16 protein-coding genes are annotated in these 15,987 nt (G+C 73.7%); 2 read left to right on the top strand and 14 right to left on the bottom strand.

All coding sequences use genetic code 11. The features are described 5' to 3' along the window. Positions 1-34 precede the first annotated feature (34 nt). From ACSMHG_RS15580 to glmS, 8 genes are all read right to left on the bottom strand, one after another. A complete protein-coding gene (locus tag ACSMHG_RS15580) occupies positions 35-511 on the bottom strand; it encodes a GNAT family N-acetyltransferase (RefSeq protein ID WP_435746738.1) in 477 nt (158 codons plus the stop codon). Further along, positions 508-1,149: a tRNA (adenosine(37)-N6)-threonylcarbamoyltransferase complex dimerization subunit type 1 TsaB gene (tsaB, locus tag ACSMHG_RS15575; protein WP_435746736.1), complete on the bottom strand. Its 642-nt coding sequence runs from the start codon at positions 1,147-1,149 to the stop codon at positions 508-510. The genes ACSMHG_RS15580 and tsaB overlap by 4 nt, the downstream gene beginning before the upstream one ends. Positions 1,150-1,160: 11 nt before the next feature. Beyond that, positions 1,161-2,090: a tRNA (adenosine(37)-N6)-threonylcarbamoyltransferase complex ATPase subunit type 1 TsaE gene (tsaE, locus tag ACSMHG_RS15570; RefSeq protein ID WP_435746734.1), complete on the bottom strand. Its 930-nt coding sequence runs from the start codon at positions 2,088-2,090 to the stop codon at positions 1,161-1,163. Further along, positions 2,087-3,214: an alpha/beta fold hydrolase gene (locus tag ACSMHG_RS15565; RefSeq protein WP_435746732.1), complete on the bottom strand. Its 1,128-nt coding sequence runs from the start codon at positions 3,212-3,214 to the stop codon at positions 2,087-2,089. Before ACSMHG_RS15565 ends, tsaE begins: the two co-directional genes overlap by 4 nt. After that, entirely contained in the window at positions 3,211-4,353 is a 1,143-nt protein-coding gene (alr, locus tag ACSMHG_RS15560) for an alanine racemase (protein ID WP_435746730.1), read from the bottom strand. Before alr ends, ACSMHG_RS15565 begins: the two co-directional genes overlap by 4 nt. Positions 4,354-4,380: 27 nt before the next feature. After that, the gene (locus ACSMHG_RS15555; RefSeq protein WP_435746728.1) at positions 4,381-5,778 is read right to left on the bottom strand and encodes an NAD(P)H-hydrate dehydratase; all 1,398 of its coding nucleotides are present in this window, start codon (positions 5,776-5,778) and stop codon (positions 4,381-4,383) included. Positions 5,779-5,851: 73 nt separating this feature from the next. Continuing rightward, positions 5,852-6,205 carry a holo-ACP synthase gene (locus ACSMHG_RS15550; protein ID WP_435746726.1) on the bottom strand — a complete coding sequence of 118 codons (354 nt, stop codon included), beginning with the start codon at positions 6,203-6,205 and terminating at the stop codon, positions 5,852-5,854. Continuing rightward, on the bottom strand, positions 6,206-8,050 hold the full coding sequence (gene glmS / locus ACSMHG_RS15545; protein WP_435746725.1) for a glutamine--fructose-6-phosphate transaminase (isomerizing): 1,845 nt from the start codon (positions 8,048-8,050) through the stop codon (positions 6,206-6,208). A 66-nt stretch (positions 8,051-8,116) separates the two neighbouring features. Here glmS and coaA point away from each other — a divergent pair, with 66 nt between their 5' ends. Continuing rightward, complete coding sequence (coaA, locus tag ACSMHG_RS15540; protein ID WP_435746723.1) at positions 8,117-9,109, top strand: type I pantothenate kinase; 993 nt, start codon at positions 8,117-8,119, stop codon at positions 9,107-9,109. A 13-nt stretch (positions 9,110-9,122) separates the two neighbouring features. Here coaA and ACSMHG_RS15535 read toward each other — a convergent pair whose 3' ends face one another. The 6 genes from ACSMHG_RS15535 to rplM are packed head-to-tail and all read right to left on the bottom strand — an operon-like array spanning position 9,123 to position 14,339. After that, positions 9,123-9,920 (bottom strand): ABC transporter permease, encoded by a 798-nt coding sequence (locus tag ACSMHG_RS15535; RefSeq protein ID WP_435746721.1) that lies wholly within the window; start codon positions 9,918-9,920, stop codon positions 9,123-9,125. Beyond that, positions 9,917-10,882 carry an ABC transporter ATP-binding protein gene (locus ACSMHG_RS15530; RefSeq protein ID WP_435746719.1) on the bottom strand — a complete coding sequence of 322 codons (966 nt, stop codon included), beginning with the start codon at positions 10,880-10,882 and terminating at the stop codon, positions 9,917-9,919. Before ACSMHG_RS15530 ends, ACSMHG_RS15535 begins: the two co-directional genes overlap by 4 nt. Positions 10,883-10,904: 22 nt before the next feature. Then, positions 10,905-11,942: a GNAT family N-acetyltransferase gene (locus tag ACSMHG_RS15525; RefSeq protein WP_435746717.1), complete on the bottom strand. Its 1,038-nt coding sequence runs from the start codon at positions 11,940-11,942 to the stop codon at positions 10,905-10,907. A gap of 11 nt (positions 11,943-11,953) precedes the next feature. Continuing rightward, entirely contained in the window at positions 11,954-13,339 is a 1,386-nt protein-coding gene (glmM, locus tag ACSMHG_RS15520) for a phosphoglucosamine mutase (protein WP_435746715.1), read from the bottom strand. An 8-nt stretch (positions 13,340-13,347) separates the two neighbouring features. Beyond that, complete coding sequence (rpsI, locus tag ACSMHG_RS15515; RefSeq protein ID WP_435746713.1) at positions 13,348-13,857, bottom strand: 30S ribosomal protein S9; 510 nt, start codon at positions 13,855-13,857, stop codon at positions 13,348-13,350. 38 nt (positions 13,858-13,895) lie between these two features. Next, entirely contained in the window at positions 13,896-14,339 is a 444-nt protein-coding gene (rplM, locus tag ACSMHG_RS15510) for a 50S ribosomal protein L13 (RefSeq protein WP_435746711.1), read from the bottom strand. Between the two features lie 289 nt (positions 14,340-14,628). On the opposite strand from rplM, the gene ACSMHG_RS15505 reads away from it, so the two are divergent. After that, positions 14,629-15,918 (top strand): citrate synthase, encoded by a 1,290-nt coding sequence (locus tag ACSMHG_RS15505; RefSeq protein WP_435746709.1) that lies wholly within the window; start codon positions 14,629-14,631, stop codon positions 15,916-15,918. The last annotated feature ends 69 nt before the right edge of the window (positions 15,919-15,987 follow it).

The raw sequence follows: 15,987 nt of genomic DNA, 5'->3' as shown, positions 1-15,987 counted from the left end.
GCCGTCGAGGGCCCGTCCGACCCGCCGCGGCGCTTCAGCAGCCCCGGCGCAGCGCCCGGCGCAGCACCACGGCGGTGGCCCCGTCGCGGTAGTACCGCGGCCGCCGGTCGACCTCGACGAACCCCCGCGCGGCGTAGAAGGAGAGGGCACCGGTGTTGTCCTCGCGCACCTCGAGCAGCAGCCGCTCGGCGCCGCCGGCCCTCGCCAGCGTGACCACCGCCTCGAGCAGCTCGCTGGCGTGGCCGCTGCGGCGGTGGGCGGGGGTGACGGCGATCCGCTGGAGCTCGGCGATGTCGGCGACGACGCTGACCACGGCGTGGCCGACCGGCGGCTCGCTGTCGCCCGCCCCGCCCGCCCCGCCCGGCTCGGCCACCAGGTAGGTCACGGTCGGCACCCGGCCGGCGAGCCCCTCGAGGAGCAGGGACCGGGACCAGGCGTCCGCGCCGAGGTTCTCGTCCTCCAGCGCCGTGACCGCGTCGAGGTCCGCCGCGGTCGCCGCGCGCACCGTCACGAGACCGGCTTGGCCTTGCCGGGCAGCTCGGCGTCCGGCCGGCGCAGGTAGAGCGGCTCGGGGTCGAGCAGCTCGGCCCGCTCCCCCACGACCGCGCGCGCCAGCCAGCCGGCGCTCGGGCGGACGGGGCCGCGGGCGTCGGGGAAGGCGTCGGGGTAGAGCACGGCCCCCTCGCCCACCACCGGGACGTCGGTGGCCAGCGCGGCCGGCCGGTCGACGACCGGCCCGTCGAGACGGGCTCCCGAGGCGTCGTACGTCGCGAGGTAGACCTCCTTGCGGCGGGCGTCGGTCGCCACGGCGAAGTCGCGGCCGATCCCGGCGTCGGCGGCCTCCACGGCGAGCACGTCGAGCGAGCAGACGGCGTAGACCGGCACGTCGAGGACGAACCCGAGCGTCCTCGCGGTGACCAGGCCGACCCGGAGGCCGGTGAACGGTCCCGGGCCGGCGCCGGCGGCGACCGCGGTCAGGTCCTGGCGCACCGCGCCCACCTGCGCGAGCGCGGCGGCGACGAGCGGGGCGAGCTGCTCGCCGTGCTTCATCGGCCGCTCGGAGACCAGCTCGGCGACGACGTCGGTGTCGTCGTGGAGCGCGACCGTGACGTACGGCGTGGCGGTGTCGAGCGCGAGCAGCAGGGTCATCCCATTCCCTTTCAGCCGAGTCCTCGGAAGGAGAGGGCGTGCCACCGTGGGCCCACCGGGGTGATCTCGACCCGGCGCGGGTCGAGCTCGGCATCGGGGTCGGCCTCGTCGGCCTGCGAGCGGACGATGCGCACCTCGAGCCGCGAGTCGGTGAGGCCCTCGGCGAGGCCCTCCCCCCACTCGACCACCGTGACCGCGTGGTCGAGGTCGGCGTCGAGGTCGAGGTCGTCCAGCTCCGCCATCGTCCCGAGCCGGTACGCATCGACGTGGACCAGGTCGGGTCCGTCGACGAGCGAGGGATGGACGCGCGCGATCACGAAGGTCGGCGAGGTGACCTGGCCCCGCACCCCCAGTCCCACGCCGATGCCCTGGGTGAAGGTGGTCTTGCCGGCGCCCAGCTCCCCGCTGAGGACGACCAGGTCGCCGGGGCGCAGCTGCTTGGCCAGGGACGCGCCGAGCACGTGCATCGCGTCGGCGGTGTGGACGTGGAAGACCGCGGTCCGCAGCGGCCTGCGCATCTCCACCAGCGGCGAGCGGCGGTTGATCTCGCGGAAGCCCTGGCGGTCCCAGAACCGGATCGTCGCGGGCAGCTCCTCGCGGGCGACGACCGTCAGGTCCTCGTAGCCCTCGGCGTGGTCGACCACCGCGTCGATGAGCCGCCCGGCGATCCCGTGGCCCTGGGCGGCGGGCACGACGCCGAAGCGGCGCAGGTACATCGTGTTGCCGACCGGGTCCAGCACCAGGGTCCCGACGGGCTCCCCGTCGAGGCACGCCAGCAGGCCGCCGTGCGGGCGGAGCCGCTCGGCCATCGACTCCACCGTCTCGGTCAGCGCCGCGGCCGGCGGGTCGAGCGGTGGACGGGCGGCGAACGCCTCGTGGACCACCCGCAGCACCGCGGCGGCGGCCTCGGGGCCGACCCGGACGATCTCGATGTCGCTCACCGCGTCGCTCCCTTCGCGGCCGCCGGGTCCTGCCCAGCGTCCTGTCCAGCGTCCTGTCCGGCGCCCCGGGCTGCGGCCAGCAGCCGGTCGAGCTCGGCGTCGACCTGCTCGTGACGCTCGATGAGCACCATGTGGCCGGCTCCCTCCACCTCGACGAGGCGTGAGCCGGCGATCCTCGCGTGGAGCTGGCGGCTGTGCCCGATGGAGGTGAGCCGGTCGGCGGTGCCGCACAGCACCGTGGTGGGCACCCGGCCCAGCACCTCCACCGCGTCGAACTTGTCCAGGCCCCCGAACGCGGGGAAGAACTCCGCGACCACCTCGTACGGCGTCGCCGAGAGCATCGAGTCGACGAACTCCACGTACGCCGGAGGCACGTCGTCGCCGAAGGCGAACACGTCCGTCGCCGCCATCGCCACGGCTCGGCCGACGCGACGGAGCCGGTCGACGGCCCGGTGCTGCAGCGCCAGTGTCGCGACGGCGTGCTGGGCCACCGGCAGCCCGATCTTGGCAGGGACCACCGGCAGCAGCAGCCGGCCGACGTCGAGCCCGCCCGCCGTCGTGGCCAGCAGCCCCACGCCGACGACCCGGTCGCCGACGAGCTCGGGGTGCTGCTCGACCAGGGCGATGGTCGTCATCCCGCCCATCGAGTGGCCGACCACGACGACCGGTCCCTCGGGGACGACCTCGTCGAGGACCCGGCGCAGGTCGCGGCCGAGCTGGTCGATGGTGGCGTTGCCGCGCGCGGAGCGGCCGGAGCGGCCGTGCGAGCGCTGGTCGTAGAGAACGGTGCGCACCCCGGCCCGGCGCAGGTGCAGGCGCTGGAAGTGCCAGCAGTCCAGGGTCAGGGCGTAGCCGTGGCAGAGGACGACGGTGAGGTCGCCGCCCCCGCTCCGTCCTGGCCCGGGCTCGTCGACCTCCACGTGCAGCGGCACGCCGTCGTCGGCGACGACCGTGACGGGCTCGGCACGCAGGGAGCCCAGCGGGACGCCCTCGTCGAGGGCGTCACCTCCCGGCACGCGGTGGGACAGCGCGCGGTGGTGCCGGCTGACGCCGACGGCCGTGCCCGCGGCGGCGACGCCGGCGGTGCCGAGGAGCGCCGTGGCGAGGGCGCGACGGAGGTTCATGCCGGCACCTCGCCGTCGACGTGCCGGCGGGTCGCCCGGCCGCCGATCCGGGTGACGATCTCGTAGCTGATCGTCCCGCAGGCCTCGGCCCACTCCTGCGCCGTCGGCTCTCCCTCCCGGCCGGGACCGAAGAGGACCACGTCGTCACCGGCGCGGGCCGGCTGGTCCCCGAGGTCGACGACCACCTGGTCCATGCAGACCCGGCCACGGACCGGACGCGGGCGGCCGCCGACGGCCATCCGCAGCACGTCGCTGCCGTGGCGCGGCACACCGTCGGCGTACCCGAGCGGCACCAGGCCCAGGGTCGTCGGACCCCCGGCGACCCAGGTGTGGCCGTAGGAGACGCCCGCGCCCGCCTCGACCTGCTTGACCATCGCCAACCGGGTGCGGACCGTCATCGCCGGCACCAGGCCGAGGTCGGGGGTCGCGCCGGGCGCCGGGTCGAGGCCGTACGACGCGATGCCGCACCGGACGAGGTCGAAGCGCGCGCTCGGACGCAGGACCGCGGCGGCGCTGTTGGCCAGGTGCCGGACCTCGGGGCGCAGGCCGGCCTGGTCGGCCACGGCGAGCGCGTCGCGGAAGGCGCGCTCCTGCGCGTCGTTGGCCGGGTGGTCGGGCTCGTCGGCGGCAGCGAGGTGGGACCAGAGGCCGGTGACGCGCCAGTGGCCCTGCTCCTCGCCGCGACGGGCTGCGGCGACGAGCGCGGGCCAGTCGGCGGCGGTGGCCCCACCCCGGGACAGGCCGGTGTCGACCTTCAGCTGCAGCCGCGCGGGCGTGCCGATCCGGTCGACCGCCGCGGCGACCTCGTCGAGCTCCGCCAGCGAGTACGCCGTGACGTCGACGCCGGCGGCGACGGCAGGGCCGTGGTCCTCCCCCGGGACGGTCAGCCAGCACAGCACCCGCCCGGTGTCGCCGCCCGCCCGCAGTGCCAGCGCCTCCTCGATCGTGGCGACGCCGAGCCACGCGGCACCGGCCTCGCGGGCGGCGCGGGCGACCTCGACCAGGCCGTGGCCGTACCCGTCGGCCTTGACCACCGTCATCATCGCCACGCCGCAGAGCTCGGTGAGGGTGCGGACGTTGTGCCGGAGCGCCGCGAGGTCGACGAGGACCTCGGCGCGGGCGACCGGCAGGGAGCTCATGTCGGCCGATTCTCCCACCTCGCCCGTTCAGGTGGTCGACAGGCTCCTGACCAGGGCCGGGAGGGCGCGCGCGACGTCGCCCGCGACGATCGGCCCGCCGCCGCTGGCCAGCGTGGCCGCGGCGCCGTGCAGCCACGAGCCGACGCTCGCCGCGTCGAACGGGTCGAGGCCCGCGGCGAGGAGCGCACCGACCAGCCCGCCGAGGACGTCGCCGGACCCGGCGGTCGCGAGCCACGGCGTACCGCTCGTGGTGACGCGGACCCGCCCGTCGGGCCGCGCGGTGACCGAGCGGCGGCCCTTGAGCAGCACCACCGCACGCAGCTCGGCCGCCGCCCGGCGTGCGGAGGCCAGCGGCGCGGCCTCCACCTCCGCGCGCTCGCACTCGAGCACCGCGGCCAGCTCGCCCGCGTGCGGCGTGAGCACCAGCCGCCCGGCGCCGGGGCGTACGTGGCGCAGCGCGTCGGCGTCCACCACGGTGGGCACCTCGTCGCGCAGCGCCTCCGCCAGGGCGTCACCGGCGGCGTCCCCGCCGCCCGAGCCCACCACCCACGCCTGCACCCGGCCGGCGCCGACGACTTCGGGGTGCACCTCACGCACCCGGTCAGCGACCGCTGGCTCCCCCGCCCGTCCTGAGCCTGTCGAAGGGACGAAGCGGACCATGCCCGCCAGGCCGCAGGCCGCGCCCGCGACCGAGAGCAGCGCGGCGCCCGGGTACTGCGCCGAGCCGGCACGGACACCGACGACGCCGCGGGTGTACTTGTGCGCGTCGGGAGCCGGCCGCGGCAGCAGCCCCGCGACGTCACCGGCCTGCAGGGCCTCCACGTCGGTGGGCGGGAGGTCGAGTCCGAGGTCGACGAGGTGGACCGGACCGCAGGCCTGCGCGGCCGGGTCGACCAGGTGGGCCGGCTTGTGGGTGCCGAAGGTGACGGTCAGGTCGGCCCGCACGTGCGGTCCGGCCAGCTCGCCGGTGTCGACGCCGACCCCCGACGGCACGTCGACCGCGACCACCGGCACGCCCTCGAGCCCGGCCAGCGCCTGCTCGGCCTCCGGGCGCAGGCCCGGCCGTCCGCCGATGCCGACGATGCCGTCGACGACCACGTCGGGCCGGCCGGGCGCGTCGACCAACCGGCCGCCGGCCCGCCGCAGGGCCGCCAGCCCGCCCTCGTGCACCCGTGGGGAGAGCAGCCGCGCCTCGACCCGGCAGCCGCGCCGGGCCAGCAGGGCGCCGGCGTGCAGCGCGTCGCCGCCGTTGTCCCCGGAGCCGACGAGCAGCAGCACGCGGGCGCCGTACGCCCCGCCGAGCAGGTCGACCACCGCGGTCGCGAGGCCGTGCGCGGCGCGCTGCATCAGTGCGCCCTCGGGCAGGCGGGCCAGCAGCTCCGCCTCGGCCGCGCGGACCTGGGCGACGGTGTGGGCCTGCCTCATGCCCGCGACGTTATCCGCCGCGTGCTGCCCAGCGTGCGCTCAGGCGCACTCTCAGCAGCACGCGGCGGTGGGGTCAGGACTCGAGGACGACGACCGCCGAGGCGATCCCGGCGTCGTGGGAGAGCGAGAGGTGGACGGAGGCGACGCCGAGCTCGTCCGCGCGCGCCCGCACCGACCCGCGGATCGTGAACAACGGCCGGCCCGAGGACTCCGAGACCACCTCGGCGTCGTGCCAGGCCATCCCCACCGGCGCGCCGAGCGCCTTGGCGAGCGCCTCCTTCGCCGCGAACCGGGCCGCGAGGGAGGCCAGCGGCCGGGACGCCTCGGCCTCGGTGAAGAGCCGGGCGCCGAGGGCCGGCGTCCGGGCCAGGGACTCCCCGAAGCGCTCGATGTCGACCACGTCGATGCCGACGCCGATGACCGGCATCTACTCGACGGTGACGGACTTGGCCAGGTTGCGCGGCTGGTCCACGTCGTGGCCCATGGCGGTCGCCAGCTCGCAGGCGAACAGCTGCAGCGGTACGACGGCAACCAGCGGCTGGAGCAGCACGGGCACCTTCGGCAGGCGGATCAGCTCGTCGGCGTACGGCTCGATGGAGGCGTCGCCCTCCTCGACCAGGCAGATCGTGTGCGCGCCCCGCGCCCGGACCTCCTGGATGCCGCTGATCATCTTGTCGTGGAGCTGGTCCCGGCCACGCGGAGGCACGACGCAGAGGACCGGCAGCCCCTGCTCGACCAGCGCGATGGGGCCGTGCTTGAGCTCGCCGGCCGCGAAGCCCTCGGCGTGGATGTAGGCCAGCTCCTTGAGCTTCAGCGCGCCCTCGAGGGCCACGGGGTAGCCGGCGTGCCGGCCGAGGAAGAGCACCGACCGGGTGCCGACGTGGGCCCGCGCCAGGTCGTAGACCGACTCCGCCTGCTCGAGCACCGACTCGATCTGGCCGGGGATCTCCTCGAGCTGGTGCATGATCTCGGTGATCTCGTCACCGAACCGGGTGCCCTTGACCTGGGCGAGGTAGAGCGCCAGCAGGTAGCAGGCCACCAGCTGGGTGAGGAAACCCTTGGTGGAGGCGACGCCGATCTCGGGGCCGGCGTGGGTGTAGATGACCGCGTCGGACTCGCGCGGGATCGTGGAGCCGTTGGTGTTGCAGAGGGCGAGCACCTTGGAGCGCTGCAGGCGCGCGTGCCGGATCGCCTGGAGGGTGTCGGCGGTCTCGCCGGACTGGCTGATCGCGACCACGAGCGTGGAGTAGTCGAGGATCGGGTCGCGGTAGCGGAACTCCGAGGCCAGCTCGACCTCCACGGGCACGCGGCACCAGTGCTCGATGGCGTACTTCGCCACGAGCCCGGCGTAGAACGAGGTGCCGCACGCGATGATGATGATCTTGTCGATGTCGCGCAGCTCCTGGTCGGAGAGGCGCATCTCGTCGAGCTGCAGCTGGCCGGTCCGGCTGTGCCGCCCCAGCAGCGAGTCGGCGACGGCTCGGGGCTGCTCGAAGATCTCCTTGCGCATGAACCAGTCGTGGCCGTCCTTCTCGGCGGCCGAGAGGTCCCAGTCGACGTGGTAGCGGGTGCCCTCGGCCGGCGCGCCGTCGAAGGTGGTCACCTCCACGCCCTCGCGGGTGATCGTCACGACCTGGTCCTGGCCGAGCTCGAGCGCCTCACGGGTGTGCTCGATGAAGGCCGCGACGTCGGAGCCGAGGAAGTTCTCGCCCTCGCCGAGCCCGACGACCAACGGCGAGTTCCGCCGGGCGGCGACGACCCGGGAGGGGTCCTGCCCGTCGACGGCCACCAGGGTGAAGGCTCCCTCGAGCTGCTGGCAGACCCGCTGCATCGCGGTGGTGAGGTCGACACCCGAGATGACCTGCAGCTCGAGCAGGTGTGCGGCCACCTCGGTGTCGGTCTCCGAGCGCAGCACGTGGTCGTCGGCCTCCAGGCGGGCGCGGAGGTCGTCGAAGTTCTCGATGATTCCGTTGTGCACGAGGGCGACCCGGCCGGTCGAGCCGAGGTGCGGGTGGGCGTTGACGTCGTTCGGCGCGCCGTGGGTGGCCCAGCGGGTGTGCCCGATGCCGGTGGTCGACCGTGGCAGTGGCGCCTCGTCGATGGCCTTCTCGAGGTTGGCCAGCTTGCCGGCGCGCTTCTCCGAGGCGATGGTGTCGCCGTCGACGAGGGCGATACCGGCGGAGTCGTACCCGCGGTACTCGAGCCTGCGCAGGCCCTCGATGACGACGTCCTGGGCCTGCTTGTCCCCGACGTACCCGACGATCCCGCACATGGGCCCCACTCTATCGGCGGTGGACCGCTCCGGCCGCCACGCGGCGCGGCTGCAACAATCGCGGCCATGCCGTCCGGCCCCGCGCCCACGACCGGACTCCCCTCGCACGAGGAGTCCGGGAAGGAGCCGTCTCCCTACATCGAGCTCGACCGCTCGGCGTGGGCGGCGCTCGGCGCCGAGGCCGAGAGCCCGCTCACCGCGCAGGAGATCCGGACGCTCCGCGGGCTCGGGGACTCCCTGGACCTCGACGAGGTGCGCGAGGTCTACCTGCCGCTGAGCCGCCTGCTGAGCCTGTACGTCGAGTCCGCCGGCCGCCTGCACCGCAAGCAGGAGGACTTCCTGCACCGCCGCACGCCGCCACGCACCCCGTTCGTGATCGGCGTCGCCGGCTCGGTGGCGGTCGGGAAGTCGACGACCGCGCGGGTGCTGCAGCAGATGCTCGCCCACTGGCCCGAGCACCCCAACGTCGCGCTGGTGACGACCGATGGCTTCCTGCACCCCAACGCCGAGCTCGAGCGGCGCGGCATCCTGCACCGCAAGGGCTTCCCCGAGTCCTACGACCGCCGGGCGCTGCTCCGCTTCGTCGTCGACATCAAGTCTGGCAAGGACGAGGTCGAGGCCCCGGTCTACTCCCACCTGGTCTACGACGTCGTCCCCGACGAGAAGGTCGTCGTCAAGCGTCCCGACATCGTGATCGTCGAGGGGCTCAACGTGCTGCAGCCCGCGCGGGTGCGCGAGGACGGCCGCACCAGCCTGGCGGTCAGCGACTTCTTCGACTTCAGCGTCTACGTCGACGCCGGCCGGGACAAGATCCGCAGCTGGTACGTCGAGCGCTTCCTCCAGCTGCGGGAGACGGCGTTCCGCGACCCGGGCTCCTACTTCGCCCGCTACGCCCGCCTCACCCACGAGGAGGCCGTCGCGGAGGCCGAGCGGATCTGGGACACCATCAACGGGCCCAACCTGGTGCAGAACATCCTGCCCACCCGCTCCCGCGCGACCCTGGTGATGCGCAAGGACCTCGACCACTCGGTGCGCTACGTGCGGCTCCGGAAGCTCTGAGGGCCCGCCGGCCTCACCCCACGTCGCGGCGCAGGGTGGTGACCCGGCCGAGCGCTGCGAGCCCGACGGCGTACCCGAGGAGCACGAGCAGGGCGGCCCACCGCGGCAGCAGGTCGCCGGTGCCGAGCTCGTTGAAGAAGCTGGCACCCATCAGGCCGTCGGCCGCGGCGCCGGGGAGGAACTGCGCCACGCCCGCGAGCGCGTCGACCGAGCCGAGGCCGATCCGGGCGATGGGCTCGACGAACTGGGTGAAGGCGAGGATCACCACCACGGCGGCGACCTGGTTGGGGACGACGCTGCCGAAGGCGACGCCGATCACCGCCCACAGCGCCATCACCAGCACCCCCAGCAGCAGCACCTCCCAGGTGTCGCCCGCAGCCAGGTACGCCCCCTCGCCGCGCCAGGCGAGCAGCGGGGCGCTCCCGGCGACGATCGCGGCGACGCCGACCACGCCGTAGAGCAGGCCGAGCGGCACGGTGGCGAGAAGCTTCGCGGCGAGCAGGACGCTGCGCCGCGGCTCGACCAGCAGCGACTGGGTGATCGTCCGGTGGCGGAACTCCCCGGTGATCGCGAGGCTGCCCACCACCAGGGGGAAGACGTAGCCGATCGCGCTCACCAGCGAGTACGTCGTGGTGGCGGCCGCGGCGCCGTCCATCGCCGGCACCCCCGCCTCGGCCGGCACCTCGACGGTCATCGAGAACCCCATGACCAGGCCGATGAAGCCGAGGTAGGCCGCCATCACCAGCAGGAGCCACCACCACGTGGAGGTGGAGACGAGCTTGCGGTACTCGGCGAGCAGGGCGGCGCTCATCGGGTCTCCTCCGGAGGGGTCGCGGCGGGCGCGGTCGGCGCATCGGTGGCCTGCACGGGGCCGGGCGGCCCGGCGGCGGTCAGCCGGAGGAAGACCTCCTCCAGGCCCGCGCCGCGGTCGACCAGCTGGTGGAGCTCCACGCGGTCGGCGTGGGCGGCGGCGCCGAGCGTGGCGGCGGTGACGTCGGCGACCCGGAACCCGCGCTCGTGCGGGGCACCGGCCCACCCGCGACGGGCGAGGAGCTCGGCCAGCGCGCGGGCGTCGGGCGACTCGACGTACACCTCCGGCGAGGCCAGCTCGGCGAGCCCCGCGAGCGAGGAGGCGTGGACGAGCCGGCCGCCGGCGATGATGACGACGTCGTCGACGCTGTGCTCGACCTCGGCCAGCACGTGGCTCGAGACCAGGACGGTGCGCCCCTCCCCCGCGAAGTGGCGCAGCAGGCGGCGCAGCCAGACGATGCCCTCGGGGTCCAGGCCGTTGGCCGGCTCGTCGAGGACGATGGCCGGCGGGTCGCCGAGCAGGGCGGTCGCGAGGCCGAGCCGCTGCCGCATGCCCATGGAGTATCCGCCGACCTTCCGGCCGCCGGCGGGCCCCATCCCGACCAGGTCGAGGACCTCCCGGCAGCGGTCCCGGCCGACGCCGACCTGCGGCGCGTAGGCCTCCAGGTGCGCCAGGCCGGTGCGGCCGGGGTGGAAGCTCGACGCCTCCAGCGCGGCGCCGACCACGCGGGCCGGGCGGGGGTGCTCGACGTACGGCCTGCCGTCGACGAGCGCCCGGCCACCGCTCGGGCGAGTCAGGCCGAGCAGCATCCGCAGCGTCGTCGTCTTCCCCGACCCGTTGGGGCCGAGGAAGCCGGTGACGACACCGGGCCGCACGGTGAAGGTGAGGTCGTCGACCGCGCGGACGGAGCCGAAGGACTTGCTCAGCCGTTCGACGGAGATCTCGGGGCCAGGAGCTGTCACGAGACCGACCCTAGGACGTGTCCTAGACCCGCCGCGAGCCGGCCGGTGCGAGCCTCTTCTGCACGTCCAGGGAGCGCTCCACGACGCGGTAGCCGAGGGCTTCGTTGACGGCGTTCATCGCGGCGTTGACGCCGGCGTTGCCGGTCTCGACGTGCTGGCAGCCGGGGAAGAGCTCGAGCAGCCGACGGTGGTTGTGCATCTTCATCGCCAGGCCCAGCCGGTGGCCACGGTGCTCGGCCGCCACCATCGTGCCGCCCACGGAGGCCATCCGCGGCTCCGCCCGGGAGATCCCCACCTCGGTGAAGCCGCAGGCCCGCCCCTCCGGGGTCAGCGCCAGGGCGACGATCCACGTCCGCCCGGACGCCGCCGTGTGCCGCTCGTGCTCGTGCAGCCGCTCGGGCGTCCACACCTCGTCCTCGAAGTCCACGTCGCCGGTCGGGATCATCGTGAGGAAGGTGCACAGCAGCGCGCAGAAGTCCTCGACGTACGCCTCGGGCACGACGTCCTCGAAGCCGACCACCGTGTAGCCGCCGAGGTGGCGCGCGACCTCGTCGTCCAACGCCGGCCAGGTCGCCGGCGCCGTCCCCAGGTCGAGCAGCTTGGTCTCCTCGTGGCTGGCGACCGGGTAGCCGCGAGCGGCGCAGAACAGCGACCCCGCGCTCTCCGCACCGACCGGCGCGTACGTCGTTCCCAGCGCCGTCGTCCGGCCGGCGACCACAGCCCGCTCCTCGAGGTCGGCGAGCACCGCCGACCCGACGCCCTGCCGGCGCGCGTCGGGCGCGACGTACACCTCGACCTCGGCCAGGTGCGGGTTGTCCATCGTCGACAGCGTCAGCCGCCCGGCACCGACCGGGCGCTGCTGGGCGTCGACGGCGAGCACGAGCGTCACGTCGGTGTCGGTGCGGGGGCTGGCGAGCTCGGGCCCCGCGGCTCCCCACGACGGCCAGGCGTCGTAGGCGCGGTCACGGCTGGCCGACTCCCCCACGGCCCACCAGGCGTGCCGGGAGGGCTCGTCGGCCGGATCGACGACGGAGAGGACGATGTCAGCAGCAGAGGGCACGGACGGCGACGCTACGACAGCGTCAGCCGCTCCCGCACCACCTTTGCGAGCCGCTCGGCGACGTCGCGGGCGCCGTCCGCGGTGGGCGCCTCGACCATCACGCGGACCAGCGGCTCGGTGCCGGAGGGGCGCAGCAGCACCCGGCCGGTCCCGCCGAGCGCAGCCTCCTCCTCGGCCACGGCCGCGGCGAGCGCCGCGTCGTCGTCGGCGCGGGACTTGTCGACCCCGGGCACGTTGACCAGCACCTGCGGCAGCCGGGTCATGACCGAAGCCAGGTCGCGCAGCGGCGAGCCGGTCACGGCCATCCGGCCGAGCACCTGCAGCGCGGTGAGGATCCCGTCGCCGGTCGTGGCGTGCTCGCTCATGATGACGTGGCCGGACTGCTCGCCGCCGAGGGTGTAGCCGGACCGGCGCATCGCCTCGAGGACGTAGCGGTCGCCCACCTTGGTCTGCCGCACCCCGATGCCCGCGGCCTCCATGGCCTGGACGAAGCCGAGGTTGCTCATCACCGTGGAGACCACGGTCCCGTGCGCGAGCCGGCCGGTCTCGGCCATGCCGACGGCCAGCACCGCGAGGATCTGGTCGCCGTCGACGACCTCGCCGGTGTGGTCGACGGCCAGGCAGCGGTCGGCGTCGCCGTCGAGGGCGAACCCGACGTCCGCGCCGTGCTCGACCACGGCCGCCCGGAGCGGCTCGAGGTGCGTGGAGCCGCAACCGTCGTTGATGTTCAGCCCGTCCGGGGACGCGTGGATCGGCACGACCCGCGCGCCGGCGGCCGCCAGCGCCTTCGGCCCGGCTTCGTACGCCGCGCCCTCCGCGCAGTCGAGGACGACGGTCAGCCCTTCGAGCGGCCGGGCGCCCGCGGGCGAGGGAGCCGGGAGGGTCTGCACGAGGTGGCGGACGTAGTCGTCGACCGCGGAGCCGTGCGCCTCGCGGACCCGGCCCACGGCCGCGCCGACGGGCAGCACGCCCACCTCGCCGTACCGGCGTTCGATCTCGTCCTCGAGCGCGTCGTCGAGCTTCACCCCGCCGCGGGCCAGGAACTTGATGCCGTTGTCGGGCATCGGGTTGTGCGACGCCGACAGCATCACGCCGAGGTCGGCGCCGAGCGCGTCGGTGAGGTGGGCGACGCCCGGCGTCGGGAGAACCCCGAGCAGCACCACGTCGACCCCTGCGGAGGCCAGCCCCGCCACGACCGCGGCCTCGAGGAACTCCCCCGAGATCCGGGTGTCGCGGCCGACGACCGCGAACGGGCGTCCCCCGTTCCCCGACCCCTCGAGGTCACCGTGCTCGGCGAGGACCCGGGCAGCGGAAACGGAAAGGTCCAGGGCCAGCGACGCGGTGAGCACACCGTTCGCCTGGCCCCGGACCCCGTCCGTGCCGAAGAGACGACCCACGCGGGACGTCAGCGCTTGCTGAACTGCGGCGCCTTGCGCGCCTTCTTCAGACCGGCCTTCTTGCGCTCGATGACACGGGCGTCCCGGGTCAGGAGGCCGGCCTTCTTCAGGGTCGGCCGGTTGGCGTCGAGGTCGATCGCGTTCAGGCAGCGGGCCACGCCGAGGCGCAGCGCGCCGGCCTGACCGGTGATGCCGCCGCCGTGGATGCGGGCGATGACGTCGAAGCGGCCCTCGAGCTGCAGGGCGGCGAACGGCTCGTTCACGACCTGCTGGTGCAGCTTGTTCGGGAAGTAGGAGTCCAGGGTCCGGCCGTTCACGGTCCAGACGCCGGTGCCCGGCACGATCCGGACGCGGGCGACGGCCTCCTTGCGACGGCCGGTGGCCGCGCCGGGGGCGATCGTCGCGGGGCGCTCGGGTGCGTCGGCGGACGGCGCGCTCTCGGAGCTGTACGCCACGCCCTCCGCGTTGACCTCGTAGGTCTCCTCGACCTCGGTGTTGGTGTCGGTGGTCTCAGCCACGGTGTTCCTCACTCAGACTTTCGTAGGACGGCAGTCGATTACTGGGAGATCTGCTTGATCTCGAACGGGACGGCCTTCTGGGCCTGGTGCGGGTGGTTGGGGCCGGAGTAGACCTTGAGCTTCTTGAGCATCTGCCGACCGAGGCGGTTCTTGGGGAGCATGCCCCACACGGCCTTCTCGATGACCTTGCGGGCGTCCTTCTCGAGGAGCTCGCCGACCGGGGTGGCCGAGAGACCGCCCGGGTAGCCGGAGTGGCGGTAGGCCATCTTGGTGACCTTCTTGTTGCTCGACAGCGCGACCTTCTCGGCGTTGATCACGATGACGAAGTCGCCGGTGTCGGCGTTCGGCGCGAAGATCGGCTTGTGCTTGCCGCGGAGGAGGTTGGCGGACTGCACGGCGAGACGACCGAGGACGATGTCGGTCGCGTCGATCACGTGCCACTCGCGCTGGATGTCAGCGGGCTTCGGGGCGTACGTACGCACGGCTGTTCAGCTCTCTTCGTTCGTGGGACCCGGGCGGAGGACCCGACCGGGTGGTGCTGCTGCGGCTTCTGACGAACACTGCCCGGCTCGCCCGACCTAGGTCGTCGTCCGGATCTGCACCCGTCCGGCGCCGGCCCCGGAGGGGGCTCGGCGAGGAGTGGGCGCGGCAGGAGTCGCGACCGGCAAGACTACGGGCGCGCGTGGGTCCGGGTCAAAACGGCACGGCCCCCCGACCGAGTCGCGGGACACCCGGTTACCGGCGCACCGGGACGCGGTCTAAGTTGGAGGAGTGACTGACTCTCTCACCGTCCGCGACAACCGCACCGGACAGGAGTACGACGTCCCGATCACCGACGGCACCATCAAGGCCGCCGACCTCGGGAAGATCAAGGCCGGGGAGGACAACCCCGGCCTTGCCGTCTACGACCCCGGTTTCGTCAACACCGCCTCGTGCCGCAGCGCGGTCACCTTCATCGATGGCGACAAGGGGATCCTCGAGTACCGCGGCTACCCCATCGAGCAGCTGGCCGAGAAGTCCACGTTCCTCGAGGTGGCCTACCTGCTCATCCACGGCGACCTGCCCACCAAGGAGCAGTACGAGACGTGGGTGCACGAGATCACCTACCACACGTTCGTGCACGAGAACATCAAGAGCTTCATGCAGGGCTTCCGGTACGACGCGCACCCGATGGGGATGCTGATGGCGTCGGTGGGAGCCCTGTCGACGTTCTACCCCGACGCACGCAACATCAGCGACGGCGACAACCGGCACATGCAGATCGTCCGCATGATCGCGAAGATGCCGACCCTGGGCGCGTGGGCCTTCCGCCACGCGCAGGGCAAGCCCTACATCTACCCCGACAACGAGCTCGACTACACGGCGAACTTCCTGTCGATGCTGTTCAAGATGAGCGAGCAGAACTACGACGCCGACCCGCGGCTGGTGAAGGCGCTCGACGTGCTCTTCATCCTCCACGCCGACCACGAGCAGAACTGCTCGACCAACGCCGTGCGCTCGGTCGGCTCCTCGCAGGTCGACCCCTACTCCGCCGTCTCCGCCGGCATCGGCGCGCTCTTCGGGCCGCTGCACGGCGGGGCCAACGAGGCCGTGCTGCGGATGCTGCGCCGGATCGGCACGACCGACAACATCCCGGGCTTCATCGAGGGCGTCAAGAACGGCGACGAGCGCCTGATGGGCTTCGGCCACCGCGTCTACAAGAACTACGACCCGCGGGCGCGGATCATCAAGAAGGCCGCCGACGACGTCTTCGAGGTCACCGGCACCAACCCGCTGCTCGACATCGCGTTGGAGCTGGAGAAGATCGCGCTCGAGGACGAGTACTTCGTCAAGCGCAAGCTCTACCCGAACGTCGACTTCTACTCCGGGCTGATCTACGAGGCCCTCCAGTTCCCGCCGGAGATGTTCACCGTCCTCTTCGCCATCGGCCGGACCCCCGGCTGGCTGGCGCAGTGGGAGGAGCTGGTCCAGGACAAGGAGCAGAAGATCGCCCGCCCGAAGCAGGTCTACACCGGCGAGCGCGGGCTGGACTTCGTCCCCGCCTCGGAGCGCTGGGCCTGACTCCCTGACCCGGATCCCGTCACGAGCACCACGAGGGGCGGCACGGTCGTGAGCGACCGTGCCGCCCTT

Source organism: Nocardioides ureilyticus, assembly GCF_051280745.1.
GTDB lineage: Bacteria > Actinomycetota > Actinomycetes > Propionibacteriales > Nocardioidaceae > Nocardioides.
The sequence above is the reverse complement of the archived record's forward strand: the minus strand, read 5'-3'. Positions and strand labels throughout refer to the sequence as shown.